The following is a 25,162-nucleotide window of genomic DNA, read 5'->3' as shown; positions in this document are numbered from 1 at the left end:
CCGTGGAGCTGGCCACCGACCGCAGCACAGCCTTGCGGCTCGGCGCTCTGCGTTGAGGGAATGCAGGCTTGGTCATGCTGTAATTTCAAAGGTTTGAACTTTATCCAACTCAGGTGGAGTGGACGTCAACCTGGGCTATCGGAGCAAGCGCGAGGCACCGCTGCATCGTGCAGCGCGCCGGTCTGCAACAGCGTGGCTGCTCAGCCGTGCAAGCGGTTACTCGCCACATTGACGATTCCACACTCTGGGAATCGGGAGCGGTCAGCCGGACGCAGAGGACGCGAAGGTTTCGCGAAGCACGCAAAAAACAGCCAGAAGGGTATGAGTTGCGCGCCCGCGGCGGTCGCACTTCGAGGAGCCCACGCAAGGCCTGCGTCCTCAGCAGACCGCGGCCCCTTTGAAAATTTTCTTTTCGCGCTCTTCGCGAAACCTTCGCGTCCTCTGCGTCCGGCTGCTCGAATCGGCTGTCCGCTTTCAGCCGCAGCACCGCCCGATCCGCCCCTCGCGGTACAGCGGCCCCAGATCCTCCGCCAGCGCCCCCAACGTGCGCCGCCACTGAGCATGCGAAGGATCGGCCTCGAGCGCCGCCCGCATGCGCGCCAGCAACTCGGCGCGTAGCGCGGGCTCGTCGATGCCCAGCACACGCCCTTCATCGACCGCGAGCCGGCCGCCGACCAGCACCTTCGCCACATGGCGGCCACTGGCGCGCGCGAGCACCAGGTCGAGCGGGTCGATGTCGTCGAACAGCGCGTCGTCGTCGAGCGTGTCGAGGTCCAGCAGCACCAGGTCGGCCGGCGCGCCGGTCGCGATGCGGCCGCCCGACACCAGCGCGCCGCCCACGCTGCGCGGGCCGTGGCCGGCGGCGAAGGACCAGAGCTGGGCCGGGGTCATGGCGCGCTCGTAGCCCCAGCCGCGGTGCAGCGCATAGGCCAAGCGCATCTCGCGCAGCGCATCGTCGTCCTCGTCGAAGGCCATGCCGTCCAGCCCCATGGCCACGCGGCAGCCCTGGCGCAGCATCTCGGCCAGCGGCGCGATGCCCGACTGGAGGCCGAGGTTCGAGCTGGTGTTGACGGCGATGGTGGCACCGCGCTCGGCGATCAGCGCGAGTTCGTCGGGCCGCGCCCAGGTGCAGTGGGCGAGCGTGAGGCGCGGGCTCAGCAGGCCGATCGCATCGAGGAAGCGCACGATGCCGCCCGGGTGGTGGGCATCGGCCCAGCCGCGCTGGTAGCGCGTCTCGAGCAGGTGCATGTGGACCGGCCGGCCGGTATCGGCCGAGGCGCGCGCGATGGCCTCGAGCAGCGGCGTGCCGCACCACTGGACCGCGGTCGGGCCGTACTGCACGGTGACGTGCGCGCCCAGGCCCTCCTCCTCGACCATGCGCGCCACGGCGTCGACCTGCGCGAGCTGCCGCGCGGGCTCGACCGGCTGCACCGCGAGGCGCCGCGCCACCGCGTCACGGATGCCGGGGCGCAGCAGCGCCAGCACGGCGGCATCGTCGTCGTAGGCGATGCCGTGGCGGTCGCGCATCGCGACCGCGAAGCCGATGCGCACGCCCACGTCGCGCGCGGCCCGCGCCACCGCGCGCGCCTCGTCGACGTAGTCCATGCCGCCCTGCACGCGCGTGTAGTGGACCATCAGGTGCGTCACGCCATGGCGCAGCGAACGCGCGAACGAGGTGGCGGCGCAGAGGTAGGGGTCCATGCCCGGCACCGTGCCCAGGAAGGGCAGCCAGCTCTCGAGCGGCTGGCCGAAGGCGCCGAGCGTGGCGCTGCGGAAGGTGCGTGCATGGTCGTGCGCATTGGCCAGCGCCGGCAGCGCGAGCAGGCGCGGAGCGGGGCCGGTGGCATCGCGCGGCGCGATCGCGCCGAAGCGCTCGCCGTCGAGCGCGATGCGCATGCCGGCCTGCGCGGGCCGCAGGCCCGGCTCGGCCAGCAGCCAGGCGCAGTCGATGGCGTCGGAATGCGGGACGAGGCTCATGCCAGGCCTCAGCTCGCCATCACCCGGCGCGCGGCCGCGGGCGGCAGGAAGCGCCGGTCGAACACCTCGCCGGGCGCGGGCGCGCGCGGCAGCTCGAAGGCGGTGCGCAGTTGCGCGATGGCGCGGCCCATGCGCGCGTCGTCGACATCGCCGATGCCGGCCTGCGCGACCGCGGGCGTCAGCATCACGGTGCGCAGCGTGTAGAGCAGGCGCCGCTTCTCGAGCGCGGCATCGAGCAGCGGCTCGCGCTTCGCAAGCGCGGCGATGGCCGCGTCGGGATCGGCGATCGTGTCGAGCACCGCGCGGTGGATCGCGCGCACCAGCCCGGCCACGGCCTCGGGCCTGTCGCGCAGCAGCGCGCGCGACACCATCACGCCGTTGCCGTAGAGGTCCACGCCATGGTCGGCATAGTGGAACCAGCGGATGTCGCGGTCGGGGTCGACGCCCTGCGTCACCAGGTTCATGTAGCTGGTGACCGAGAACACGGCCGAGCCGTCGACATGGTCCTTGAGCAGCATCTGCTCCTGCAGGTTGGGCGCCATGCCGGTCCACTGCACCTTGGCCGGGTCGATGCCCGCGCGCGCCGCGATCACCGGGAACATGCGCGCCGCGGCGCCGCCGGCCGGGCTGCCGAGCGTGCGGCCTTCGAGGTCCTTGAGCGTCTTGATGGGCCCGCCCGCCTTCACGATCAGCGCGAAGGGCGCGCGGTCGTAGAGCATGTAGACCATCACCGGCGCGTCGGCCGGCCGCGTGGCGGCGTTCTGCACGATGGCGTTCATGTCGCCGAAGGCCGCCTGGTAGGCGCCGTTCATCACCTTGGTGACGGCGGCCGCCGAGCCATCGCCCTGGTCGATGCTCACGGCCAGCTTCTCGGCCGCGAAATAGCCGCGGTCCTGCGCGAGGTAGTACCAGGCATGGATGCCCTGCAGCTTCCAGTCGAGCACGAACTTGATCGGCGTGGGCGCCTGCGCGAAGGCACGCGGCGCGCCGAGCGCGGCCGCCAGCGCGGGCAGGGCCGCGAGCGCGCCGCGGCGCGAGAGGGTTTGCAGCATGGGAGCTCCTTGGTCTTGCGTGAAGTTCAGGCGGCCTCGAAGAGCACGTCCTGCGCGCCCTCCCACAGCACCCGCCGGCCGAGTTCGCGCAACTGCTCGCGCCCCTCGACGATGCTCAGGAAGTGGTTGCCCGCGAGCTGGCCCATGCGGCTCGAGAAGCTGCAGGCGCCATAGGCCAGGATGATCTCGGTCTCGCTGTAGCCGCCGGGATAGAACAGGATGTCGCCCACCGAGGGATGGCTGGTGTGGTTCTCGAAGCCCACGCCGAGCTGGAAGTCGCCCAGCGGCACCCAGCAGCCCTCGCCGCTCCAGCGCACGTGGATCAGCTTCTGCCGGTAGGGCAGGAGCTTCGAGAACGCGGCCACGGTGAGCGGCGCGTCGGGATGGGTTTCGGCCACGAAGCGCAGGCCGGCCGCGGTGATGAGGATGCGTGTGGAGGTCATGGGGGGTCGTCCTTGGTTCAGGCCATGGCCATGTCGGTCTTGCGCTGGGCCCAGCCCGTCATGCGCCGTTCGACGAGGGCCGACACCGCATAGAGCAGCACGCCCATCGCCGCGAGCAGGAACAGGCCCGCGAACACCATCGGCACGTCGAAGTTGCCGCTGGCGATCATCATCACGGTGCCGATGCCCTTGTTGGCCGCCACGGTCTCGCTGAGCACCGTGCCCACGAAGGCCAGCGTGATCGCGATCTTGAGCGAGGCGAACAGGTAGGGCAGCGTGCGCGGCAGGCCCACGTTCCAGAGGATGTCGCGCTTGCACGCGCCGAGCACGCGCAGCACGTCCTCGAGCTCGGGCTCGGTGCTCGCGAGGCCGGTGGCCACGTTGACCACCACCGGGAAGATGCTGATCACCATCGAGGTCAGGATCGCGGGCACGGTGCCGGCCCCGAACCACACCACGAACAGCGGCACCACCGCCACCTTCGGAATGCTCGAGAAGCCCACCAGCAGCGGATAGGTCACGTCGTAGGCCAGCTTCGAGGAGCCGATGGCCACGCCGATCAGCACGCCCGCGGCCACGCCCAGCACGAAGCCCGCTAGCGTGGTGTAGAGCGTCTGCACGGTGTGCGGCCACAGCAGCGGCATCTTCTCGAGCAGCACGTGGGCGATCTGGCTCGGCCGCGGCAGCACCAGGTCGGAGATGCCGCCGGCCAGGCAGGCCAGCTCCCACAGCACGAAGAAGCCGAGCAGCGCGCCGGTCGACAGCAGACGCTGGCGCAGCACGGGGGAGATCGCGTTCATGCCGCCACCTCCGCGACCAGCGGCTCGGCCGCAGCACCTTCGGGCACCGCATCGCCACCGCGGCGCGCCTGCGCGATGCGCATGCGCAGCTGCTGCACCAGCGTCGCGAACTCGGGCGCATAGCTGCTCTCCAGCGTGCGCGGCCGCGCGAAGCCGACCTCGCGCGTCTCGAGGATGCGGCCCGGCCGCGCGCTCATCACGCAGATGCGGTTGGCCAGGTAGGCCGACTCGCGCAGGTCGTGCGTCACCAGCAGTACCGTGGGCCGGCGCGCGATCCACAGCGACTGCATGATGTCCCACAGCTCCTCGCGCGTGAACTGGTCGAGCGCGCCGAAGGGCTCGTCGAGCAGCAGCAGCTCGGGCTCGTGCACCAGCGCGCGGCACAGCGAGGCGCGCTGCAGCATGCCGCCCGAGAGCTGCCAGGGCCGCTTGTCGCCGAAGCCCTTCAAGCCCACCTGGGCCAGCAGCGCGTCGGCGCGCTCGGCGTACTCGCCGCGCTTCTTGCGCCGGTAGTCCTGGCGAAACGGCTCGACGATCTTCAGCGGGATCATCACGTTCTCGCGGATCGTGAGCCAGGGCAGCATGGTCGGGTTCTGGAACGCGAGGCCGATGCGCAGCCGCGGCGCGGCCGAGGCATGGCTGCCCGCGGGCGTGCGCACGCCGACGGCGCCCACCTCGCGCCCGCCCGCGATCACCGCGCCGGCGCTGGGCCGCAGCAGCCCGGCCACCAGCTTGAGGATGGTCGACTTGCCGCAGCCGCTGGGGCCGACCAGCGCGACGAAGTCGCCCTTGTCGATGCCCAGCGTGGTGTGGTCCAGCGCGATGGTGCCGCCGCCGTAGCGCAGCATCACGTCCGACAGTTGGATGAAGGCTCGTTCCATGGTCGCTTTCAGGAAGAAGGAGAGGACGCGTGCGCGTCCTCGACGCGCACGATCGCGGCCACCGGACCGCCGCCCGCGGGCCCCTGGTGCTCCGCGCCGCCCGAGACATAGAGCGCGGTGTGGCCGGCCAGCGAGGCCAGCACGCCGCCGACCACCGCGCGCGCATGGCGCGTGGCATGGATGTCGGAGTCGTTGAGCATGGTGTGGCGCTCGCCGCGCACGCGGCCGTCGGGGCTGGCCTCGGCCTTGGCGAGCAGGTTCACGAGCCGGCGCGAGACGACCTGCGCATCGCGCTCGGCATCGAGGCCGAAGGCATCGCGCAGCAGCGCGCGCACGCTGTGGCCGTCGATCGCGTCGCGCATCACGCCATGGGCGATGCGCAGCGCCGAGGCGCTGGCACGCGCCTCGCCGAGCACGATGACCACGTTGCCCTCGAGCTCGATGCCGGCCGAGGCCGAGGCGCGCGCCGAGTAGGCGCTCCAGTCGGCCATCACGCTGGCGTCGCCGATATCGGCGCGCGCCACCTCGCCGAGCGCCACCGCCACGCCGAGCGCCGAGGCGCCGCGCGAGTAGCCCATCGACTCGTAGCTGTCGTGCGTGACCGGCGCGGCACCGCGCGCGAGCGCGGCCGCCACCTTGGCCGAGGTCAAGAGCGGGCACTTGACCTGCACGAAGTGCACGTCGTGCGTGCTGTCGATGCCCGCGTCGCGCATCGCCGCGGCCACGGCCTCGGCGGTGGCGTCGATCTGCGCGGCGCGGCCCATCTCCTCGGGCAGGAAGTCGCGCGTGTGCGCCACGCCGACCACCAGCCGCTTCTCGCCATGCGTGGGCACGGCCTCGTCGCGCCAGCGCCGCGCGAACACGGTGAAGTGCGGCGAGAGCACGCCCTCGGTGCCGCCCGACATCACGAGCGCCACCTGGCGGTGCACGGCCTCGGGCGTGCAGCCGAGCGCGCCCGCGAGCAGCTGGCACCAGGCCGCGGAGGCGTACTCGCGCGTGAAGTCGTTGACGCAACCGTTGCCCTCGGTCTTGCCCATCACCGCGACGATCTCGGACGGCACGAGCTCGCCCGCGTCGATCAGCGCCCGCGCGCCGCGCAGGTCGCCGGGCCCGCTGCACGGGATGCGCCAGACGCGCACTTCCTGGATGCGGCCGCCGCTCATGCCGCGTTCCAGTCGATCTCGCCGACCGGCACCGCATTCACGGGCACGCCCGGCGGCGTCTCGAGGATCGCGCTGCTGTAGTGCTCGGTGTTGCGCGGCTTGGCCACCGGCATACGCTGCACGCCCTTCACCGAGCGGCCCCAGCCCGCGGCCTCGGCCACCAGCCGGCCGTCGCGCATCACGAAGCGCCCGCGCAGCAGGGTGTGCAGCGGATAGCCGCGCACCGCGCGGCCGTTCCACGGCGAGATCTTGCTGATGCTCTGCAGCTTGTTCTGCGACAGCACGCCCGCGCGGTTCATGTCGACGAAGGCGATGTCGGCATGCGCGCCCGGCGCGATCACGCCCTTGGTGCCGTACAGGCCCCAGGCCTTGGCCGGGTTGACCGAGCTCCAGCGCACGTAGTCCATCAGCGAGGCTCGGCCGCGGTTGACCTCGGTCAGCATCAGCGGCATCTGCGTCTCCACGCCCGGGAAGCCGCAGTCGCAGTCCCAGATGCTTTCGCGCGTCTTCTCCTCGGGCGCGTGCGGCGCATGGTCGGTGGCGATCATGTCGAGCGTGCCGTCGAGCAGCGCGTCCCACAGCGGCTGGTTGTGGCGCGGCTCGCGGATCGGCGGGTTCAGCCGCATCACGCCGCCGAGCGTGCGCATGTGGTCGGTGTTGAGCAGCAGGTACTGCGGGCAGGTCTCGGCCGTCACGTCGACGCCGCGCGCGCGCGCCGCGCGCAGCAGGTAGAGCGAATCGGCCGCGCTGTGGTGCGCGATGTGCACGCGCGCGCCGGTCCACTCGGCCAGGGTGAGCACGCGGCCGATGGCCTCGATCTCGGCCACCGCGGGCCGCGCCGCCAGGTGCGCCATCGCGTCGATGCGCCCGGCCGCCTGCATCTTCTTCTGGCGCCGGAACAGGATCGAGGAGTTCTCGGCATGCACCACCGTGCGGATGCCCAGCGGCGCGAGCTTCTCGAAGCCCTCGAGCAGCGCGCCGTCGGTGGGCGCGGGCAGGTTGCCGAAGGTGTTGCCGACGAAGGCCTTGAAGCTGGTCACGCCGGCCTCGAGCAGTTCCTCGAGCCGCTCGACGGTGTCGTCGCCGAGCAGGCCGTGGATGCCGAAGTCCACGTACGAGGACTCGGCCGCCTTCTGCTTGAGGCGCAGCGCCTCGACGGTGCCGGTCGGCGGGTTGGTGTTGGGCATCTCGAACACGGTGGTCACGCCGCCGAGCGCCGCGGCCGCCGAGCCGGTCTTCCAGGTCTCCTTGTTCGGATAGCCGGGATCGCGGAAATGCACGTGGCTGTCGATGGCGCCCGGCAGCAGGTGCAGGCCGTCGGCGCGCATCTCCTCGCGCGCGCTCGGCATGGTGTCGTCGTGGCCGACGGCCACGATGCGCTCGCCGGCGATCGCGACGGCGGCTTCGAAGATGCGGTCCGGCGACACCACCTGGGCGCCGCGGATGACGAGGTCGACTTCCTTCATGGTTCGTTCCTCCGCGTTCAGAGCATGGCCCAGCCGCCATCGACCGGCAGGTCGACGCCGGTGATCTGGCGCGAGACCTCGCTGGCCATGAACAGGCAGGCGTTGGCCACGTCGGCGTCGGTGGAGACGCGGCGCAGCGCGTAGTCGGCCGCATGGCGCGTCATCGCCTCCTCGAGCGTGATGCCCAGCTTCTCGGCCATGTTGGCGCACACCTTCTCGCGAAAGCGCGGCCCGTCGACCATGCCCGGCGCGACGCAGTTGACGTTGATGCCGTGCGGGCCGGCCTCGAGCGCGAAGCTCTTGGTGATGCCGCGCAGCCCCCACTTCGAGGCCGAGTAGGCGAGCCGGCCGGCGCGCCCGCGCATGCCGAAGGTGCCGCCGACGTTGACCACCTTGCCGCTCTTGCGCTCGATCATCGAGGGCAGCACCGCGTGCATGGTGTTGAAGCAGCCCGTCATGTTGAGTTGCACGATCTCGTCGAACTCCTCGCTCGTGGTCTCCCAGCCGGTCTTGCCGATCGGGCCCGAGCCGCCGGCCACGTTGACCAGGATGTCGATGCGGCCGAAGGCCTCGAGCGCATGCGCGGCCAGCGCCTCGGTCTGGGCGCTCTGCGTGAGGTCGCAGGGCACCACGATGGCGGCCACGCCGAGCGCGCGCGCCTCGGCGGCCACGGGCTCGATGGCGGCGGTGTCGCGGCCGGCCAGCACCAGCTTCGCGCCTTCGCGCGCGAAGGCCAGCGTCACGGCACGCCCCATGCCCTTGGCGGGGCCGGTGATGAGCGCCACCTTGTCCTTGAGTTGCAGGTCCATGTTCGTGTCTTTCTCTGTTCGTTCGTCGTCGTGGCGGGGTTCAGGGCTGGCGGTCCAGGCTCGAGGGCCGCTCGGCGCGCGCGGGCAGGAAGCCGCGGTCGAAGACCTCGGCCACCGTGGGCTTGCGCGGCAGCTTGTTGGCATCGGCCACGATCTCGATCGCGCGCTGCATGCGCGCCTCGTCGATGTCGCCCAGGCCGATGCGCGCGATCTCGGGATGGCTCATGTCGTTGCGCAGGGTGGCGAGCAGCTTCTCCTTCTCGACCTCGCGCTTGAGCAGCGGCTCGCGCTTCATCACCGCGGCCACGCCGGCATCGGGATCGGCGATCACGTCCTTGATCGCGCGGTTGAGCGCCTTCACGAAGCCCTGCACCGCCTTCGGGTTGTCCTTCACGAAGGCGCGCGAGAAGAACACGGCGTTCGAATAGAGGTCCATGCCGTGATCGCCGTAGCGGATGAAGCGCAGGTCCTTCGCGGGATCGAGGCCCATGGCCTTGGCGCTGAAGCTCACGGTGGTGACATAGCCGAAGGCGGCGTCGATCTGGCCGCGGCTCAACATCTGCTCGCGCAGGTTGGGCGCCATGTTGGTGATGTTGACCTTGGCGGGGTCGACGTTGGCGATCTTCGCGAAGGCCGGGAACAGCTTGAGCGCGCCGTCGTTGGCCGGGCCGCCGATGGTCTTGCCCTCGAGGTCCTTGGGCGCGCGGATCGGGCTGTCCTGCTTCACCACCAGCGTGAAGGGCGGCGTGTTGTAGAGCATGTAGACCGCCACCGGCGCGTCGGCCGGGCGCTTGGAGGCCAGGTCGATCAGCGCGTTCACGTCGCCGAAGCCGGCCTGGTAGGCGCCCGCGGCCACCTTCGGGATCGAGGCGGCCGAGCCCTCGCCCTGGTCGATCTCGACGTCGAGGCCCTCGGCCTTGAAGTAGCCCTTGTCCTGCGCGGTGAAGAACCAGGCCTGCGCGCCTTCGTACTTCCAGTTGAGGACCATCTTGACCGAGGTCTGGGCGGCGGCGCCGGTGGCGGCCAGCGCGAGCGCGCAGGCCGAGAGCAGCGCGGGCATGGGGCGGCGGAAGAGGGACATGTCAGGACTCCTGGTGATGCGGGGTGGATGCGGTGCGGCGCGAACGCTTCGGCAGCGAGGCCATGAGCGCTTCGGCCGTGGCGACGAAGCCGTGCAGCTGCTGCACGATGAAATGGATGCCGCGCGTGACGTAGGCCGGCGACGGCGTGTTGCAGGCGTCCTTCAAGAGCACGCAGTCGTAGCCGAGGAAGGCCGCGTCCTGCAGCGTGGAGAACACGCAGCGGTCGGTGTTGATGCCAGCGAACAGCAAGGTGGTGATGCCCTGCTGGCGCAGCAGGCTGTCGAACTCGTTGTCCCAGAAGCCGCTCAGGCGATGCTTGTGCACGGTGATGTCGGAGGCGGCGACCTCGAGCTCGTCGACCACGCGCGCGCCCCATTCGCCGCGCACCAGCGAGGGGCCGTGGTCGATCGGCGAACGCTCGGCATAGCCCACGCCATCGGCGCTGCGTTTGCCCTTGAAGTGGATGGTCGGGCTGAGGTTGCGCGCATCGGCGCGGATGCCCCAGTTGAGCCACACCACCGCGCCGCCGGCCGCGCGCCAGGCGGACAAGAGGCGCGCGATGACGGGAATGGGCTTGCGCGCGGCCTTGGTGCCCAGGCCCTTCTGCGCGAACCAGCCCTCGGGGTGGCAGAAGTCGTTCTGCATGTCGACCACCACGAGCGCGCTGCGCGCGAGGTCGAACTGCACCGGCTGCGGCTGCGCATCGATGCGCACCGGAACGGGCCGCCTTGGTGCGCGCACCAGGCTCACGCCCTGCGCGTCGAGCGTCCAGGCGTTGTGCGCGGCGGGGCCGAAGCGTGCCGGCTGTGCGTCTTTGGTGCGTGGGGGCGGCGATGGGCGTTTCATGCCCGATCACTACGCAGTCACCGTGCCAGGAGGTGCTCCGAATCCATACCGTTTCGCGGACCCTGCGTTGCCGCAACGGCAACGCACCTCCTGTGCCGCCATTGGCCCGGATCGTGCAACCGGTCGCGGCCACATCCCTCAGCCAACGATCCGCCATGAACCACCTGCGCTTCCTGCGTTATGCCGACGAGGTCGCCCGCGCGGGCTCGATCCGCCAGGCCGCCGAACGGCTGCATGTCGCGCCCTCGGCCGTGAACCGCCGCATCCAGGACATCGAGGAGGAGCTCGGCACGCCGATCTTCGAGCGGCTGCCGCGCGGCATGCGGCTGACCACCGCGGGCGAGCTGTTCATGCGCTACGTGCGCGGCCGCGCGGCCGACCTCGAGCGCGTGCGCTCGGAGATCGAGGAGCTCAAGGGGCTGCGCCGCGGCACGGTGCGGGTGGTGGCGAGCCAGGCGCTGGCGCCGCGCTTCCTGCCCGCGGCGATCCACGACTTCCGCCAGAGCCATCCGCTGGTGGCCTTCGAGGTGCGCATCGGCGACCACGTGCAGGCGGCCGAGGCGCTGCGCAGCTTCGGCACCGACCTCGCGCTGGTGTTCAACCTCGCGCCCGAGAGCGACATCGAGCGCCTGACCTCGGTCGAGCAGCGGCTGATGGCGCTGATGCATGCGCGTCATCCGCTCGCGACCGTGCCGGGGTCGGCCACCGGCGTGAGGCTGCGCGACTGCGCCGAGTACCCGGTGGTGCTGCCCAACCGCGACACCGGCGGGCGCCAGTTGATCGAGCGCTTCCTCGCGCGCAGCTCGATACACATCGACGCGATGGTGGAGAGCAACAGCTTCGAGTTCCTGCGCGGCTGCGTCTACGACCGGCGCTCGATCTCGTTCCAGATGGCGATCGGCGCCCTGCCCGACGACCGCGAGGTGGTGGTGCGCGAGATCGAGGACCGCGGCTTTCCGCGCGGCGAGCTGGTGCTCGCGAACCTGCGCGGGCGGCAGCTGCCGGTGATCGCCTATGCGTTCGCGGAGTTCCTGGGCAAGCGGCTGGCGGCGCTCGACTGACTCAGTGCGAGAGCGCCGGCAGCGCTTTCCTCAGCGTCTCGCTGAACGCCCGCAGCGCCTCGGTCTCGTGCACCCCGCGCCTGGTCACGCGGAAGAAGTCCATGCCCACGCGCGGCTTCACGAGCACGTCGGTCCGCACGCGGTGGCGGCGGCAGGCCGCGAGCGCGAAGGTGGGCATCACGGCGGTGCCGAAGCCGGCCTCGACCATCGAGATCAGCGTGCCGAAGAAGTTGAAGGCGGGCCGCTGCGCGTCGGCCAGGCCCATCTCGCCGAGCTGACGGTCGATCACCTTCTGGATCGGGTTGCCGGGCGGCAGGCCGATCAGCGCGGCGCCGCGCAGCGCCGACCAGGGCGCGCTGCCGACCGGCTCGCCGTCGGCCGCGGCCTGCGTCACGCGCATCAGCTCGAAGCGGCCCACGGGCGTGCGATCGAGGCCGGGCGCGGCCCTGAAGAAGAAGCCCAGGCCGAGGTCGGCATCGCCCGCCTCCACCATCGCCTCGACGTCGCGCAGGTCGGCATCGAACAGCCGCAGCGCGACCTGCGGGTGCGCCTCGCGAAAGCTCGCGAAGACCCAGGGCAGCAGGTGCGACGACACCAGCGGCGTGGCCGCGATGCGCAGGGTCTGGCGCGCCGCGTCGCCCTCGGCGCCGAGCTCGGCCGCCACGTCGTCGAGATCGGTCAGCAGCCGCTCGACCACCGGCAGCAGCCGCCGGCCGGCCGGCGTGAGGCTCACCATGCGCGTGGTGCGGTCGAACAGGCGGCAGCCGAGCTGCTTCTCCATCTCGCGGATCAGGATGCTCAGGCCGGCCTGGGTGATGTGCGCCTGCTCGGCCGCGCGCGTGAAGTTGCCGATGCGCGCCACCTGCAGGAAGGCGCGCATCTGGCGCGTGCTCAAGTTCATAAGAATTCATGATAAATCCATATCACATCTAAATTTCCCCTATGGCTCGTTTCAGGTCCCAATACGACCCCCATGAGCACCGCATCCAACGAAGTCATCATCCTGGGCGCCGGCATCGGCGGCCTGACCCTCGCGCTGAGCCTGCATCAGGCCGGCATCGCCTGCCGCGTCTACGAGGCCGTGCCCGAGCTGCGCCCGCTGGGCGTGGGCATCAACCTGCTGCCGCACGCGGTGCGCGAACTGTCCGAGCTGGGCCTGCTCGAGGCGCTCGACCGGGTCGGCGTGCGCACGCAGGAGGCCGTGTTCTTCACCGAGCACGGCCAGTTGGTGTTCCGCGAACCCGCGGGCCGGCATGCGGGCTACGACTGGCCGCAGTACTCGATCCACCGCGGCGACCTGCAGACCGTGCTGCTCGAGGAGACGCTGAGGCGCCTCGGCCCCGACAGCGTGCGCTGCGGCCACCGCTGCACCGGCGTCGAGCAGGACGACGCGGGCGTGACGGTGCATTTCGCCGACGGCCGCGCGCCGGTGCGCGGTGCGGTGGCGATCGGCTGCGACGGCATCCACTCGGCGCTGCGCAAGCAGCTCTATCCCAACGAAGGCGCGCCGCGCTACTCGGGCATCAACATGTGGCGCGGCACGGCCGCGTGGCAGCCGTTCCTCACGGGCGGCAGCATGGTGCGCGCGGGCTGGCTCACGGTCGGCAAGATGGTGATCTACCCGATCCGCAACGACATCGACGCGCAGGGCCGCCAGCTCGTGAACTGGGTGGCCGAGATCCACGCGCCGCAGCCCGCGATGCGCGACTGGAGCCGCGCCGGCCGGCTCGAGGACTTCCTGCCCGCCTTCGCCGACTGGCACTTCGACTGGCTCGACGTGCCGGCGCTGATCCAGGCTTCCGACACCATCCTCGAGTACCCGATGGTCGACCAGGACCCGCTGCCGCGCTGGACCCACGGCCGCCTCACGCTCCTGGGCGACGCCGCGCACCCGATGGTGCCGCGCGGCTCCAACGGCGCGGGCCAGGCGATCATCGACGCGCGTTTTCTCGCCGGCGCGATGAGGCGCGAGGGTGTCGGCCAGGCCGCGCTCGAGAGCTACGACCGTGTGCGCGTGAAGGCCACCACCGAGGTGGTGCTGACCAACCGCAGCAATCCGCCCGACACCATCCTGCGCGAGGTGTTCGAGCGCTCGGGCGGCAAGCGCTTCGACAGGCTCGACGAGATCGTGACGCAGCAGGAGCTGCAGGCGATCTCGGACAACTACAAGCGCGTGGCCGGCTACGACCCGGCCGCGCTCAAGCAGCGCGCCTCGTACCTTTGAACCCATCCCCCAAGAACATGCACCCGGAGACACCATGCGCCTTCTGACCAAGACCCTCGCCACCCTGCTCGCCGCCGCCAGCGCCATGGCCGCCCATGCCTGGCCCGACCAGGCCGTGACGCTGGTCGTGCCCTACACGCCCGGCACCGGCATCGACCTGATCGCACGCCAGCTCTCGGCACGGCTGCCCGCGGCGCTGGGCCAGCCGGTGGTGGTGGAGAACGTGGCCGGCGCCAGCGGCAACATCGGCAGCGAGAAGGTGGCGCGCGCCAAGCCCGACGGCTACACGCTGATGGTGCAGGTCAACACGCTGGTGATGAACAAGAGCCTCTACAAGACGCTGGCCTACGACCCGGTGGCGGACTTCACGCCGGTGACGCTGACCTCCTGGGGCACGCTGCTGCTGGTGACCAACCCGAACACGCAGAAGGCCGGCACGCTCGCGCAGCTCGTGGCCGCGGCCAAGTCGCATCCGGGCCAGCTGACCTACGCCACGCCCGGCGTCGGCACGCCGCACCACCTGTCGATGGCGCTCTTGATGCAGGGCACCGGCACCGAGCTGCTGCACGTGCCCTACAAGGGCACCGCGGGCGCCGTCACCGACCTGCTCGGCGGGCGCATCGACGCGATGTTCCTGCCGGTGCACGTGGCGCTGCAGCACATCCAGGCCGGCAAGCTCAAGGCGCTCGCCACCGGCAGCAGCCACCGCCTGCCGCAACTGCCCGACGTGCCCACCCTGGCCGAGGCCGGCGTGACCGCCGACAACGTCGACATGTGGTACGGCGTGCTCGCCCCCAAGGGCACGCCGGCCGACGTGGTGGCGCGGCTCAACAAGGAGATCGCCGCGGTGCTGAAGTCGCCCGAGGTGGCGAAGTCCTTCGAGGCGCAGGGCATGGTGCCGGCGAGCTCGACGCCGGCGGAGTTCGGCACGCTGATCCAGAAGGATGCGCAGCGCTGGGCGGCGGTGGTGAAGAAGGGGAACATCACGGCGGATTGAGCCGGCGCCCCGGAAGCGCCCTCAGCGCGGCGCGCGCCCCGCGTGCCGCGCCAGATGCACCTGGTGCAGCGTGATCTTGCGCACCTCGGCCTGGCTGGTCTCGATGTGGGCACGCAGCAGCATCGCGGCCTGGTCGCCGCGGTTGGCGCGCACGGCCTTGAGGATCTTGGCGTGCTCGTCGTAGGTGGCGTCGATGCGCGGCTGCTGCGTGAAGTCGAGGCGGCGGATGATGCGGATGCGGTCGGTGACGTCGCGATGCACGCGCGCCATCTCGGCATTGCCCGCGGCCGCGACCAGCGAGCAGTGGAAGGTCTCGTCCCAGGCCGCGACCTGCGCCATGTCGGTGCTGCGCTGCGCGGCGGGCACCAGCCAGATGGCCGCGAGCTCGTCGAGCAGGCTGCGGTCGACGCGGCGGTCGGCCTCGCACAGGCGGTGCACGGCCGATGTCTCCAGGATCATGCGCAGGTCGTAGAGCTGCTCGAACTGCTCGAAGTCGAAGGGCAGCACGCGCCAGCCGCTGCGGAACAGCACCTCGACGAAGCCCTCCTGCTGCAGCCGGAACAGCGCCTGGCGCACCGGCGTGCGCGAGACGCCGAGGCGGTCGCTGATCTCGTTCTCGGTGAAGCGGTCGCCCGGCACGAGGATGAACTCGGCCACGTCGCGCTTGAGCTGCGCATAGACCTCGTCGGCGCGCGTGCGGAACACGACCGCGTCGGCGGCCACGGGGGTGGACGCGGGGGCGGTGGGTTCGGCGGCTTCGGTGCCGTGGCGGGGACGGGCGATGGTCGACACGGGGCGAATGGTAGTCGCTGCGGCGCGCTTCATGCGCCGCCGAGCGCTTCGATGAGCTGGCCGCCGGTCGCGGTCCAGCCGACGATGCCGCCCTGGGCGCGCACCATCTCGACGGTGGCGGTCTTGAAGGCCGGGAAGTAGCTCTCGGTGCAGTCCTCGAGCAGCAGGCCGTCGTAGCCGCGGTCGTTGGCCTCGCGCATGCTGGTCTGCACGCAGACCTCGGTGGTGACGCCGCCGAACAGCAGGTGGGTGATGCCGCGTGCACGCAGCAACTCGTGCAGCTCGGTGGCATGGAAGGCGCCCTTGCCGGGCTTGTCGATCACGATCTCGCCGGCCACGGGCGCGAGCGCCTCGATGATCTGGTTGCCTGGCTCGCCGGCCACGAGGATGCGGCCCATCGGTCCCTCGTCGCCGATGCGCAGCGTGGGGTTGCCGCGGTTGCGCTTGGCCGGCGGGCAGTCCGAGAGATCGGGCCGGTGCGCCTCGCGCGTGTGGACGACGAGGCCGCCGGCCGCGCGCCACGCGGCGAGCACGCGCTGCGTGGCCGGCACGATGGCCTCGAGCAGCGAGACGTCGTTGCCCAGGGTCTCGCCGAAGCCGCCGGGCTCGATGAAGTCGCGCTGCATGTCGATCAGCACGAGCGCGGTGGTCTTCGGATCGAAGTCGTAAGGGAAAGGCAAGGCCTGTGCGATCTGCATGTTCGATGTCCTTCTAGTGGCCGCCGCCCATGTGCGCGCCGATCACGTGCCGCTCGGCGCCCGCGGCGGCGGTCTCGTGGACCACGCGGCCCTCGCTCATGACGACGATGCGGTCCGACAGCTCGAGCAGCTCGTCGAGGTCCTCGCTGACCAGCAGCACCGCGCCACCCTTCTCGCGCACCTGCACGATGCGCGCATGGATCTCGGCCACGGCCGCGAAGTCGAGGCCGAACACGGGGTTGGCCGCGATCAGCACGTTGATGTCGCCCGCGAGCTCGCGCGCGAGCACGGCGCGCTGCACGTTGCCGCCCGAGAGGCTGCGGATCGGCGCGCCTTCGCCCTGGGTCTTCACGCCGTACTCGGCGATCCATTCGCGCGCCCGTGCGCGCCAGCGCGAGAAGCGCAGCAGGCCGCCGGCCGCGAGCGGCGGACGGTCGAAGTCGCGCAGCGCCATGTTCTCGGCCACGCTGAGGTCGCCCACGCAGGCATTGCGCAGCGGCTCCTCGGGCAGGCTGCGCACCTTGAGTTCGCGGTTCTCGGCGCGGCTTGCGCGGTAGGGCGTGCCCATCACGCGCACCCGGCCCGCGAGGCGCGGTCGCTGGCCGACCAGCGCCTCGACCAGTTCACGCTGGCCGTTGCCCGAGACACCCGCCACGCCGAGGATCTCGCCCGCGCGCACCGACAGGCTCAGGTCGTGCAGCGCGAGCGTGCCGCGGTCGCCGAGCGCGCGCAGGCCCTCGACCTCGAGCGCGACGGGCGCATCGGCGGCCGGCGCGCGACGCGTGGAGGCGACGACCTGCGCCGGGGCCGCGGTGGTCTGCTGCGCGCCCATCATGGTCGCGGCGAGCAGCGCCGGGCTGGTGTCGGCCACGCGGCCGTGGTGCACGGCCTTGCCGCGCCGCAGCACCGTCACGCCGTCGGCATAGGCCATGACCTCGCGGAACTTGTGCGTGATGATCAGCACGGTGCACAGCCCGCTGCGCGCGAACTCGCGCACATGGCCCAGCACCTCGTCGGCCTCCTGCGGCGTGAGCACCGAGGTGGGCTCGTCGAGGATCAAGAGGCGCGGCTTCAGGTAGAGCTGCTTGAGCAGTTCGAGCTTCTGCTTCTCGCCCGCGGCCAGTTCGGACGGCCGCGCATCGAGGTCGAGGCGGAACGGCGTGGTGGCCAGGAAGGCCTCGAGCTCGGCGCGCTTGGCCTTCCAGTCGATCACCGCGGGCGTGCGACCGCCGGCCAGCAGCAGGTTCTCGGCCACGGTCATGCCCGGTGCCAGCGTGAAGTGCTGGTAGACCATGCCGATGCCGAGAGCGCGCGCGACGATCGGGTTGGCGATGTCCTGCTCGCGGCCGTCGATCAGGATGCTGCCCTCCTCCGCGCGCTGGAAGCCGGCCACGCATTTCACCAATGTGCTCTTGCCCGCGCCGTTCTCGCCGAGCAGCGCATGCACGCTGCCGGGTTCCACGCGCAGGGTCACGCTGTCCATCGCGGTGAAGGCGCCGAAGCGCTTGGTGAGGCGGTAGGTGTCGAGCGCGAGCGCGCCGGTGCCTGGGGGGAGGCCGCCGATGGCGTGAGGGGATGTTGTGCTCATGTCCGGACTCCAAGGGGTCGTTCGGGGCGCGGCCAGTACGACCACAGCGCCCCTCGATCACGTCGCTGGGGTGCCTTGCGCAGCGAAATCAAGGAGGAGGCCGAAGGCCGGGGGACATTCGCGGAGCAAGGCACCCCAGTGGCGTGATCGCGCCCCGGCCGTCGAAAGCCAGTCCCCGTGACACGAACCGAATGACCCGCGCTCATAAAGCCGCCAGCAAAGCCTGCGACGAAGCATGCGCCCCGAACACCCCGCCCTGCATCGTGATCATCTTGAGCGCCGCGAGATGGTTGCCATGGTCGGTCGCCGCCGTGCAGTCCGACAGCAGCAGGCATTCGAAGCCGCGGTCGTTGGCATCGCGCATGGTGGTGTGCACGCAGACGTCGGTGGTGATGCCCGCAAGGATCAGGTTCTCGATGCCGCGCGTGCGCAGGATCAGCTCGAGGTCGGTGGCATAGAACGAGCCCTTGCCGGGCTTGTCGATCACGGTCTCGCCGGGCAGCGGCGCGAGCTCGGGGATGATTTCCCAGCCCGGCTCGCCGCGCACCAGGATGCGCCCGCAGGGACCGTCGTCGCCGATGCCCACGCCGTTGGCGCCGATCTGGCGCGAGCGCCAGCGCTTGTTGGCCGGCAGGTCGGCGAGATCGGGCCGGTGGCCCTCGCGCGTGTGGATCACGTGATAGCCCAGCGGCCGCAGCGCCGCGAGCGTGCGCGCGATCGGCTGGATCGGCGCCTGCACCAGCGACAGGTCGTAGCCCATCACGTCGACATAGCCGCCCTTGCCGCAGAAGTCGGTCTGCATGTCGATCACGATCAGCGCCGTGTTGTCGGGCCGAAGCTGGCCGTTGTAGGGCCAGGCATAGGGTTCGGCCGCGACGTGGCGCTGCACGGCGGCGGTGTAGTTGGTGCTCATTGCCCGGGTCCTGCGTAGCTGCGTTCGGGCGGCGCGAAGCCGCAAGGCGTGCCGTCGGTCACCTTCACCTCGGCGCTCCAGGGCAGGCGGTAGGTGCCCGCGGCCATGTCGCGCATGTAGGTGTAGGGACAGTCCTGCGCCCCGCCCTTCACCGCCACGTAGCCGCGGTGGTAGAGCTGGTAGATGTTGTTCTCCACGCCCCAGCCGGTGCGCGCCTCGCGCACCAGGTCGGGCCGCAGTTCGGCCGTGACGATCTCGTCGACGCGGCCGCCGCCCTCGACCAGCACCGTGCCGTCGAAGTTGCAGAACATGCCCTCGCCCATCGAGTCGAAGCTGCCGTCGCTGCCGCTCAGGCACACGCTGGCCGTGTACGCGAGGTTGCAGAAGGCGTTGGCCTGGTTGGTGATCTTCCAGGCATGGCGGATCGGCGCCGTGTAGCCGGCCGTGCGCAGGATGATCTCGGCGCCCTTGTACGCGGCCTCGCGCGCCATCTCGGGGAACATGCCGTCGTGGCAGATGATCAGCGCGAGCTTGCTGCCGTTGGGGCCGTCGCACACCGGCACGCCGAGGTTGCCGGGCTCCCAGGGCTCGACCGGCACCCACGGATGCAGCTTGCGGTAGTAGAGCCGGATCTCGCCCTGGTCGTCGACGATCAGCCCGCTGTTGTAGGGGTTGCCGCGCGGATTGGCTTCCATGATCGAGAAGCAGCCCCAGATGCGGTGCTCGATGCAGGCCCGCTTGAAGGCCGCGACCTCGGGGCCGTCGAGCGTGCACATGATCTCGGGGTTGGTGTCCATCGAGAGGCCGTGCAGCGCGTACTCGGGGAACACCACCAGGTCCATGGTCGACTGGTTGCGGCGGGCCTTGCCCACCAGCTCGCAGATGCGCGCGGTCTGGGCCGCGAGCTCGGCGCGTGTCTTCACGTTCGGCAGCTGCAGCTGCACCAGGCCGACGACGACGCCGTTGACCGATTTGTTGAGTCCGCCGAGGCCGCTCATGGGCGATGTCCTTGTGTGATGGGTTCAGGGGTCATGTCGAAGCTCAGTTCCTGGTGGCCGACAGCTCGCCGGGGCTGCCCGCGGCCGCGCTGCCGGGACGGCAGGTCAGCACCAGGATCGCCAGCGTGAGCACGTAGGGCACGGTGTTGAAGAGGTGGTAGCCCCAGCCGATGCCGATCGACTGCAGCGCGGGACCGATGGCGCCCGCGCCACCGAAGAGGAAGGCCGCGCCCACGCAGCGCAGCGGGCTCCAGCGCGCGAAGATCACCAGCGCCACCGCGATCAGGCCCTGGCCGCTCGAGATGCCCTCGTTCCAGCTGCCCGGATAGAACAGCGTGAGCGAAGCACCGCCGAGCCCCGCGATGAAGCCGCCCGCGGTGGTGGCCGCGATGCGCAGGCCCGACACCGAATAGCCGAGCGCGCGCGTGGCCTGCGCCGAATCGCCGGCCATGCGCACCAGCAGGCCGATGCGCGTGCGTGCGAAGCCCCACCACAGCAGCAGCGCGAGCGCCAGGCCCACCGGCACCAGCGCGTTGAGCTGCAGCGCCGAGCGCACCACCGGGTTGTCGCTCCAGAAGCCCAGCGGGATCGCGGGAATCTGCGGCGCCTGCGGCTGGATCAGCGGCTTGCCGAGGTAGAACGCGAGCCCGGTGCCCAGCAGCATCAGCGCGATGCCGGTGGCCACGTCGTTGACGCGGTCGAGCGAACACAACAGGCCGTGCAGCAGCGCGAGCGCCGCGCCCGCCGTCGCGCCGATCAGCACGCCGAGCCAGGCCGAATCGGTGAGGTACGCGCCGCCGAAGGCCGCCATGGCCGACAGCACCAGCACGCCTTCGAGGCCGAGGTTGATGCGGCCCGATTTCTCGGTGAGGCATTCGCCCAGGCTCACGAACAGGAAGGGCGCGCCCACGCGCAGCGCGCCGCCGACGATGCCGGCCACGAGCGCGATCCACTGGTCAGCGGTCATGCAACGGAACTCCTGTCGTAGCTCTTGGCTTCGGGCAGCATGCGGTCGCCGAACTTCTTCCAGTTGACCGTGCGCAGCCCCTCGCTCGCGAGGATCAGCACGAAGGCGATGCCCTGCAGCACCAGCACCGAGGCATCGGGCAGGCCGACGCGCCGCTGCAGCAGGCTGCCCGCGGCGCCGAAGCCGCCGAACAGGATCGCCACCGGCACGATGGCCGCGGGGTTGTGGCGCGCGATGAAGGACACCAGGATGCCCGCGTAGCCGTAGCCCGCGATCAGCGAGGCGTTGGCGTTGGTGTGCACCGCCGCCACCTCGATCGCGCCGGCCACGCCCGCGCAGGCACCGCCGAGGCCGCAGGCGCCGAGGATCAGCCGCGTGGCCGGCAGTCCCACGAGTTGCGCGGTGCGCGGGTTGCCGCCCACCACGCGCACCGAGAAGCCCGAGGGCGTGGCGCGCAGCCAGGCCGCGAGGCCCAGGCAGGCGACGATGCCGACCACCAGGCCCCAGTGCACGTCGGAACCGCCGATGCCGCCGATCAGCAGGCCGTCGGGCAGGGTGTGGGTCGAGGGCTTGTTGAGGCTCGCGGGATCGCGCAGCGGCCCTTCGACCAGGTGCTTGAAGATGCCGATCGCGATGTAGGCCAAGAGCAGGCTGCTGATGGTCTCGTTGATGCCGCGGTACTGGCGCAGCCAGCCCGCGAGCATGATCCACAGCGCGCCGACCGCCGCGCCCGCGATGCACAGGAGCGTGATGCCGGCCACGCCCGAAGGCAGCGGCAGCGCATGCGCGAGCGCCGCGCAGGCCAGGCCGCCGAACACAAGCGCGCCCTCGCCGCCGATCACGATCAGCCCGGCGCGCGCCGGCAGCGCCACGCACAGGGCCGTGAGCATCAGCGGCGCCGCGCGCTGCAGCGTGTTCTGCCACGAGAACCAGTCGCCGAAAGCGCCCTTGAACAGCGTGGTCCAGACCTCCACCGGATCGACGCCCGCGAAGGCGACGACCAGGCCGAAGACCAGGAGCGCCGCCGCGATGGCGAAGACCGGGAGGGCGAATTCCTTGAATGCGCTACGCATGACCGCTTTCTCGAAAGGGGGAGAATCGGCCGCCGCCGGGCCGCCCCAAGGCGGGCCGAGCCTCCCCTTCGGGGGGTGGCGAAGCACACGCAGTGGCAAGCCGGGGGGCCAACATTGCTAGACCGAGCCGAGCACGCCTTCGACCAGGTAGTTCATCTTCTCGAGCTCGAGGTCGGTCTGCTTGAGCACCTTGCCCGCGGGCACCACCACCGCGCCCTTGTTGTCCTTGATGCCGTCCTTGAAGATGTCGAAGCTGCCCGCGATCATCTTGGCCTTGATGTCGTCGGCCTGCTTCTTCGCGGCGTCCGGGACCATCGGGCCGTAGGCCGACATCTTCACGTAGCCTTCCTTCAGGCCGCCGCGCAGGAAGTTGGGATGCGGCTTGCCGGTCTGCGCGGCCTCGATCGCGGTCTTGTAGGCGGTGAGCCAGTTCCACTCGGCGCCCGTGAGGTAGGCGTTCGGCGCGAGCTTGGCCTGGCTCGCGTGGTAGCCGCAGACCATCTTGCCGCGCTTGGCGGCCGTCTCGACCACCACCTTGGGGCCGTCCACGTGCATGGTGAACACGTCGCAGCCCTGGTCGGCCAGGCTGTTGGTGGCCTCGGCCTCCTTCACGGCCATCGACCAGTCGCCGGTGAAGATCACGCTGCACGTGATGTTCGGCTTGACCGAGCGCGCACCGAGCGTGAAGGCGTTGATGTTGCGCAGCACCTGCGGGATCGGCTTGGCCGCGACGAAGGCGATCTTGTTGCTCTTCGTCATGTGGGCGGCGATCACGCCGTTGAGGAACTGGCACTCGTCGATGTAGCCGAAGAAGCTGCCGACGTTCTTCGGATGCTTGCCCTCGGTCCAGAGGCCGCCGCAGTGCGAGAAGCGCACGTCGGGGTTCTTGGGCGCGACGGCCAGGATGTGCGGATCGAAGTAGCCGAAGGAGGTCGGGAACAGCAGCTTGGCGCCGTCCTGCGCGATCATGCCCGACATGGTCTTCTGCACGGCCGCGGTCTCGGGCACGTTCTCCTCTTCCACCAGCTTGATGCCGGGCAGCTTCTTGATCTCGGCCGCGGCCTGCGCGTGCGCCTGGTTGTAGCCGTAGTCGTCGCGCGCGCCGACGTAGATCACGCCGACGGTGAGCGGCTTGGCCTGCGCGCGAGCGAAGGGGCTCAGCGCACCGAGGGTGCCGGCCGCGCCGAGGGCGGCCAGGGTCTTGAGGGAATCGCGGCGATTGGGTTGGCTCGTCATGCTGTGCTTTCGGGAGGGTGGAGGTGGGGGTGCAAGAAATGGGCCTCAGGCGCCGAGCAGGCTCACGTGCGCGGCGACCACGCGCCAGCCTTCGGCCGTGCGCATCCAGGTCTGGCTCTGGCGGCCGCTGCGTTCGCTGCCTTCGCGGCGGAACTCGCAGTTGGCGGTCGCGAAGTCGCGGCCGTAGGTGGTGATGGCGACGCGCAGCAGCTCGCGCGCGAGCCCCTGCGCGGGGCGCGATGCGCGAAAGGCCTGGATCGCTTCGTAGCCGTAGAGGTTCTCGGTCGCGCCGTAGCGCAGCGTGGTCGGGCTGGCCCAGAACAGTTCGTCGAGCACCTCGACCTCGTTGTGCACCAGTGCGTGCTCGTAGCGCGCGAAGACGGCCTCGACTTCGGCGAGCACGTCGGGCAGGTTGATCTCGGGAGTGGTCATGAAGCTGGGTGTCCGTCGGTCGTCAAAGGGTGGCCACGGGCGCGCGCGCCACGCCCGCGTCCTCGAGCGCCGCGGCCACGCGCAGCGCGAGGTCTTCGCGCCAGGGCGCGGCGATCAGCTGCACGCCGATCGGCAGCCGCGCATGCGCGCCCCACACCGGCACGCTGCACACCGGCAGGCCGATGCACGAGATCGGCTGCGTCAGCAGCCCCATGTTGGGTCGCACCGGCAGGCTCTGGCCGTTGATCTCGAAGCGCTCGGCGCCCACCGGCGTGGCGGCGCTCGGCGTGGCGGGCGCGAGCAGCACGTCGAAGCGGCCGAGCACGCGCGCCACCGCCTCGGCATAGGCGCGGCGCACGCGCTGGGCGCGCGCGATCCAGGCGGCCGGCAGCAGCGCACCCGCGAGGAAGCGGTCGCGCGACAGCGGCTCGAAGTCGTGCGCGCGGCGGCGCAGGTCGTCGAGGTGCAGCGCCGCGCCTTCGGCGTTGGTGATCAGGAAGGCGGCCGCGCGGCCGGCCTCGACCAGCGGCAGCTCAACGCTGGCGTGCGCGGCCAGCGCATCGGCCACGCGGTCGACCGCGGCGTTGGCCTCGGCGCCGGCGTTGGCGCGGAAGTAGCCGCCGAGCACGCCGATGCGCAGGCCCTGCGTGCCGCGCACCAGCAGCGGCGCCACCGGTTCGACCGCGCGCTGCGTGCAGCCGGGGTCGCGCCGTCCGGCGGGATCCTCCGGGCCCTGCATCGCGTCGTAGGCCAGCGCGAGGTCGCGCGCCGAACGCGCGAAGGGCCCGAGGTGATCGAGGCTGGAGACGAAGGGATAGCTGCCGCTGCGCGGCAGCCGGCCGAAGGTGGGCTTGAGGCCGAACACGCCGCACAGCGAAGCCGGCACGCGGATCGAGCCGTTGGTGTCCGAGCCCAGCGTGAGCGCGACCTGCCCCGCGGCCACGGCCGCGCCCGAGCCGCCCGAGGAACCGCCCGCGATGCACGAGAGGTCGTGCGGATTGCGCGTCGGGCCCTCGTGGCTGTTCTCGGTGGTGAAGCCGTAGGCGTACTCGTCCATGTTGAGCGCGCCGACCAGCACCGCGCCCGCGCGCTCGAGCCGGCGCACCAGCAGCGCGTCGGCATTCGCGGGCGCGGCCTCGCGCTCGATCTTCGAGCCGGCCAGCGTGGCGATGCCCGCGATGTCGAACAGGTTCTTGACCGCGAAGGGCACGCCGAGCAGCGGCAGTTCGCGCGTGCGCTCGGCCGCGTTCGAGGCCAGCGAGGCATCGACCTGCGCGGCGCGGCACAGCGCGCGTTCGCGCAGCACGGCGGTGAAGGCGTTGACGCGGCCGTCGGTGGCCTCGATGCGCGCGAGGCTGGCCTCGGCCAGCGCACTGGCGCTGACCTCGCCGCGGCGCACCGCCTCGGCCATGGCGCTCGCGTCCCTGGCGATCAGGCTGGCGGCGTTCATCGGCCGGCCTCCGAAGGCGAGACCGGAACGAACTGCACCGCCGCCTCGTCGTGCACCGACAGCGGCACCGCCTCGATGGTGGCCGCGAAGCCGGCCGCGAGCGCGAAGTAGCGCAGCACACCCTCGCGGTGGGCGGGCGAGAGCGGGAGGCCGAGCGCGGCCGCGGCCGCGTCGACGTGGCGTTCGATCTGTTCGGGGGTCATCGCGTCGTCTC

At 71.1% G+C, this 25,162-nt stretch carries 25 protein-coding genes; 3 read left to right on the top strand and 22 right to left on the bottom strand.

Annotation, left to right across the window (positions count from 1 at the left end; translation table 11 throughout):
* Positions 1-474 precede the first annotated feature (474 nt).
* The 10 genes from AC1HIL_RS05570 to AC1HIL_RS05525 are packed head-to-tail and all read right to left on the bottom strand — an operon-like array spanning position 475 to position 10,519.
* The gene (locus tag AC1HIL_RS05570) at positions 475-1,977 is read right to left on the bottom strand and encodes an amidohydrolase family protein (protein WP_413761767.1); all 1,503 of its coding nucleotides are present in this window, start codon (positions 1,975-1,977) and stop codon (positions 475-477) included.
* An 8-nt stretch (positions 1,978-1,985) separates the two neighbouring features.
* Positions 1,986-3,029, bottom strand: a complete 1,044-nt coding sequence (locus tag AC1HIL_RS05565; protein WP_479671333.1) for an ABC transporter substrate-binding protein — start codon at positions 3,027-3,029, stop codon at positions 1,986-1,988.
* A gap of 26 nt (positions 3,030-3,055) precedes the next feature.
* Positions 3,056-3,472, bottom strand: a complete 417-nt coding sequence (locus tag AC1HIL_RS05560) for a DUF3830 family protein (RefSeq protein WP_296732874.1) — start codon at positions 3,470-3,472, stop codon at positions 3,056-3,058.
* 17 nt (positions 3,473-3,489) lie between these two features.
* Positions 3,490-4,272, bottom strand: coding sequence for an ABC transporter permease (locus tag AC1HIL_RS05555; protein ID WP_479671332.1), 783 nt, complete (start codon positions 4,270-4,272; stop codon positions 3,490-3,492).
* Complete coding sequence (locus AC1HIL_RS05550; RefSeq protein ID WP_057591271.1) at positions 4,269-5,153, bottom strand: ABC transporter ATP-binding protein; 885 nt, start codon at positions 5,151-5,153, stop codon at positions 4,269-4,271. Before AC1HIL_RS05550 ends, AC1HIL_RS05555 begins: the two co-directional genes overlap by 4 nt.
* Before the next feature lie 8 nt (positions 5,154-5,161).
* A complete protein-coding gene (gene atzD / locus AC1HIL_RS05545) occupies positions 5,162-6,316 on the bottom strand; it encodes a cyanuric acid amidohydrolase (RefSeq protein ID WP_479671331.1) in 1,155 nt (384 codons plus the stop codon).
* Entirely contained in the window at positions 6,313-7,782 is a 1,470-nt protein-coding gene (gene allB / locus AC1HIL_RS05540; RefSeq protein ID WP_479671330.1) for an allantoinase AllB, read from the bottom strand. Before allB ends, atzD begins: the two co-directional genes overlap by 4 nt.
* Positions 7,783-7,799: 17 nt before the next feature.
* Positions 7,800-8,591 (bottom strand): SDR family NAD(P)-dependent oxidoreductase, encoded by a 792-nt coding sequence (locus AC1HIL_RS05535; RefSeq protein WP_093344065.1) that lies wholly within the window; start codon positions 8,589-8,591, stop codon positions 7,800-7,802.
* A gap of 40 nt (positions 8,592-8,631) precedes the next feature.
* The gene (locus AC1HIL_RS05530; protein WP_479671329.1) at positions 8,632-9,672 is read right to left on the bottom strand and encodes an ABC transporter substrate-binding protein; all 1,041 of its coding nucleotides are present in this window, start codon (positions 9,670-9,672) and stop codon (positions 8,632-8,634) included.
* Position 9,673: 1 nt separating this feature from the next.
* On the bottom strand, positions 9,674-10,519 hold the full coding sequence (locus tag AC1HIL_RS05525) for a cysteine hydrolase family protein (protein ID WP_479671328.1): 846 nt from the start codon (positions 10,517-10,519) through the stop codon (positions 9,674-9,676).
* Positions 10,520-10,674: 155 nt separating this feature from the next.
* On the opposite strand from AC1HIL_RS05525, the gene AC1HIL_RS05520 reads away from it, so the two are divergent.
* Positions 10,675-11,580 carry a LysR family transcriptional regulator gene (locus tag AC1HIL_RS05520; RefSeq protein ID WP_479671327.1) on the top strand — a complete coding sequence of 302 codons (906 nt, stop codon included), beginning with the start codon at positions 10,675-10,677 and terminating at the stop codon, positions 11,578-11,580.
* A 1-nt stretch (position 11,581) separates the two neighbouring features.
* Here the strand turns inward: AC1HIL_RS05520 and AC1HIL_RS05515 are convergent, their stop codons facing one another.
* The gene (locus AC1HIL_RS05515; RefSeq protein ID WP_479671326.1) at positions 11,582-12,481 is read right to left on the bottom strand and encodes a LysR family transcriptional regulator; all 900 of its coding nucleotides are present in this window, start codon (positions 12,479-12,481) and stop codon (positions 11,582-11,584) included.
* A 72-nt stretch (positions 12,482-12,553) separates the two neighbouring features.
* Between AC1HIL_RS05515 and AC1HIL_RS05510 the strand changes: the two genes are divergently transcribed.
* Both AC1HIL_RS05510 and AC1HIL_RS05505 read left to right on the top strand, forming a co-directional pair.
* Positions 12,554-13,804, top strand: coding sequence for a flavin-dependent oxidoreductase (locus AC1HIL_RS05510; protein WP_479671325.1), 1,251 nt, complete (start codon positions 12,554-12,556; stop codon positions 13,802-13,804).
* A gap of 34 nt (positions 13,805-13,838) precedes the next feature.
* Positions 13,839-14,801, top strand: a complete 963-nt coding sequence (locus AC1HIL_RS05505) for a tripartite tricarboxylate transporter substrate binding protein (protein ID WP_261215322.1) — start codon at positions 13,839-13,841, stop codon at positions 14,799-14,801.
* A gap of 21 nt (positions 14,802-14,822) precedes the next feature.
* On the opposite strand, the gene AC1HIL_RS05500 is transcribed toward AC1HIL_RS05505, so the two are convergent.
* The 11 genes from AC1HIL_RS05500 to AC1HIL_RS05450 form a co-directional block, all read right to left on the bottom strand.
* Positions 14,823-15,593, bottom strand: a complete 771-nt coding sequence (locus tag AC1HIL_RS05500) for a GntR family transcriptional regulator (protein WP_479671324.1) — start codon at positions 15,591-15,593, stop codon at positions 14,823-14,825.
* Positions 15,594-15,622: 29 nt separating this feature from the next.
* Entirely contained in the window at positions 15,623-16,291 is a 669-nt protein-coding gene (locus AC1HIL_RS05495; protein ID WP_422099633.1) for a cysteine hydrolase family protein, read from the bottom strand.
* Positions 16,292-16,304: 13 nt separating this feature from the next.
* Positions 16,305-17,879 (bottom strand): ABC transporter ATP-binding protein, encoded by a 1,575-nt coding sequence (locus AC1HIL_RS05490; RefSeq protein ID WP_479671323.1) that lies wholly within the window; start codon positions 17,877-17,879, stop codon positions 16,305-16,307.
* 202 nt (positions 17,880-18,081) lie between these two features.
* Positions 18,082-18,792: a biuret amidohydrolase gene (biuH, locus tag AC1HIL_RS05485; protein ID WP_261215318.1), complete on the bottom strand. Its 711-nt coding sequence runs from the start codon at positions 18,790-18,792 to the stop codon at positions 18,082-18,084.
* A complete protein-coding gene (locus AC1HIL_RS05480) occupies positions 18,789-19,790 on the bottom strand; it encodes a formamidase (protein WP_479671322.1) in 1,002 nt (333 codons plus the stop codon). The genes biuH and AC1HIL_RS05480 overlap by 4 nt, the downstream gene beginning before the upstream one ends.
* Before the next feature lie 43 nt (positions 19,791-19,833).
* Positions 19,834-20,757 (bottom strand): ABC transporter permease, encoded by a 924-nt coding sequence (locus tag AC1HIL_RS05475; RefSeq protein ID WP_057592790.1) that lies wholly within the window; start codon positions 20,755-20,757, stop codon positions 19,834-19,836.
* Positions 20,754-21,830 carry an ABC transporter permease gene (locus AC1HIL_RS05470; RefSeq protein WP_057592789.1) on the bottom strand — a complete coding sequence of 359 codons (1,077 nt, stop codon included), beginning with the start codon at positions 21,828-21,830 and terminating at the stop codon, positions 20,754-20,756. The genes AC1HIL_RS05475 and AC1HIL_RS05470 overlap by 4 nt, the downstream gene beginning before the upstream one ends.
* A 117-nt stretch (positions 21,831-21,947) precedes the next feature.
* Complete coding sequence (locus AC1HIL_RS05465; protein ID WP_209540463.1) at positions 21,948-23,066, bottom strand: BMP family ABC transporter substrate-binding protein; 1,119 nt, start codon at positions 23,064-23,066, stop codon at positions 21,948-21,950.
* Positions 23,067-23,111: 45 nt separating this feature from the next.
* Complete coding sequence (hpxZ, locus tag AC1HIL_RS05460; protein WP_057592787.1) at positions 23,112-23,498, bottom strand: oxalurate catabolism protein HpxZ; 387 nt, start codon at positions 23,496-23,498, stop codon at positions 23,112-23,114.
* Between the two features lie 22 nt (positions 23,499-23,520).
* Positions 23,521-24,948: an AtzE family amidohydrolase gene (locus tag AC1HIL_RS05455; RefSeq protein WP_479671321.1), complete on the bottom strand. Its 1,428-nt coding sequence runs from the start codon at positions 24,946-24,948 to the stop codon at positions 23,521-23,523.
* Positions 24,945-25,151: a DUF4089 domain-containing protein gene (locus AC1HIL_RS05450; RefSeq protein WP_261215301.1), complete on the bottom strand. Its 207-nt coding sequence runs from the start codon at positions 25,149-25,151 to the stop codon at positions 24,945-24,947. The genes AC1HIL_RS05455 and AC1HIL_RS05450 overlap by 4 nt, the downstream gene beginning before the upstream one ends.
* Between the last annotated feature and the right edge of the window lie 11 nt (positions 25,152-25,162).

Source organism: Variovorax sp. ISS6 (assembly GCF_056523145.1).
This window is presented reverse-complemented; position numbering and strand designations above follow the sequence as displayed.

Excerpts from the sequence above, each read along its gene's own strand:
- AC1HIL_RS05570 (WP_413761767.1), bottom strand. The coding sequence starts at position 1,977 with ATGAGCCTCGTCCCGCATTCCGACGCCATCGACTGCGCCTGGCTGCTG.
- AC1HIL_RS05565 (WP_479671333.1), bottom strand. The coding sequence starts at position 3,029 with ATGCTGCAAACCCTCTCGCGCCGCGGCGCGCTCGCGGCCCTGCCCGCG.
- AC1HIL_RS05560 (WP_296732874.1), bottom strand. The coding sequence starts at position 3,472 with ATGACCTCCACACGCATCCTCATCACCGCGGCCGGCCTGCGCTTCGTG.
- AC1HIL_RS05555 (WP_479671332.1), bottom strand. The coding sequence starts at position 4,272 with ATGAACGCGATCTCCCCCGTGCTGCGCCAGCGTCTGCTGTCGACCGGC.
- AC1HIL_RS05550 (WP_057591271.1), bottom strand. The coding sequence starts at position 5,153 with ATGGAACGAGCCTTCATCCAACTGTCGGACGTGATGCTGCGCTACGGC.
- atzD (WP_479671331.1), bottom strand. The coding sequence starts at position 6,316 with ATGAGCGGCGGCCGCATCCAGGAAGTGCGCGTCTGGCGCATCCCGTGC.
- allB (WP_479671330.1), bottom strand. The coding sequence starts at position 7,782 with ATGAAGGAAGTCGACCTCGTCATCCGCGGCGCCCAGGTGGTGTCGCCG.
- AC1HIL_RS05535 (WP_093344065.1), bottom strand. The coding sequence starts at position 8,591 with ATGGACCTGCAACTCAAGGACAAGGTGGCGCTCATCACCGGCCCCGCC.
- AC1HIL_RS05530 (WP_479671329.1), bottom strand. The coding sequence starts at position 9,672 with ATGTCCCTCTTCCGCCGCCCCATGCCCGCGCTGCTCTCGGCCTGCGCG.
- AC1HIL_RS05525 (WP_479671328.1), bottom strand. The coding sequence starts at position 10,519 with ATGAAACGCCCATCGCCGCCCCCACGCACCAAAGACGCACAGCCGGCA.
- AC1HIL_RS05520 (WP_479671327.1), top strand. The coding sequence starts at position 10,675 with ATGAACCACCTGCGCTTCCTGCGTTATGCCGACGAGGTCGCCCGCGCG.
- AC1HIL_RS05515 (WP_479671326.1), bottom strand. The coding sequence starts at position 12,481 with ATGAACTTGAGCACGCGCCAGATGCGCGCCTTCCTGCAGGTGGCGCGC.
- AC1HIL_RS05510 (WP_479671325.1), top strand. The coding sequence starts at position 12,554 with ATGAGCACCGCATCCAACGAAGTCATCATCCTGGGCGCCGGCATCGGC.
- AC1HIL_RS05505 (WP_261215322.1), top strand. The coding sequence starts at position 13,839 with ATGCGCCTTCTGACCAAGACCCTCGCCACCCTGCTCGCCGCCGCCAGC.
- AC1HIL_RS05495 (WP_422099633.1), bottom strand. The coding sequence starts at position 16,291 with ATGCAGATCGCACAGGCCTTGCCTTTCCCTTACGACTTCGATCCGAAG.
- AC1HIL_RS05490 (WP_479671323.1), bottom strand. The coding sequence starts at position 17,879 with ATGAGCACAACATCCCCTCACGCCATCGGCGGCCTCCCCCCAGGCACC.
- biuH (WP_261215318.1), bottom strand. The coding sequence starts at position 18,792 with ATGAGCACCAACTACACCGCCGCCGTGCAGCGCCACGTCGCGGCCGAA.
- AC1HIL_RS05480 (WP_479671322.1), bottom strand. The coding sequence starts at position 19,790 with ATGAGCGGCCTCGGCGGACTCAACAAATCGGTCAACGGCGTCGTCGTC.
- AC1HIL_RS05475 (WP_057592790.1), bottom strand. The coding sequence starts at position 20,757 with ATGACCGCTGACCAGTGGATCGCGCTCGTGGCCGGCATCGTCGGCGGC.
- AC1HIL_RS05470 (WP_057592789.1), bottom strand. The coding sequence starts at position 21,830 with ATGCGTAGCGCATTCAAGGAATTCGCCCTCCCGGTCTTCGCCATCGCG.
- AC1HIL_RS05465 (WP_209540463.1), bottom strand. The coding sequence starts at position 23,066 with ATGACGAGCCAACCCAATCGCCGCGATTCCCTCAAGACCCTGGCCGCC.
- hpxZ (WP_057592787.1), bottom strand. The coding sequence starts at position 23,498 with ATGACCACTCCCGAGATCAACCTGCCCGACGTGCTCGCCGAAGTCGAG.
- AC1HIL_RS05455 (WP_479671321.1), bottom strand. The coding sequence starts at position 24,948 with ATGAACGCCGCCAGCCTGATCGCCAGGGACGCGAGCGCCATGGCCGAG.
- AC1HIL_RS05450 (WP_261215301.1), bottom strand. The coding sequence starts at position 25,151 with ATGACCCCCGAACAGATCGAACGCCACGTCGACGCGGCCGCGGCCGCG.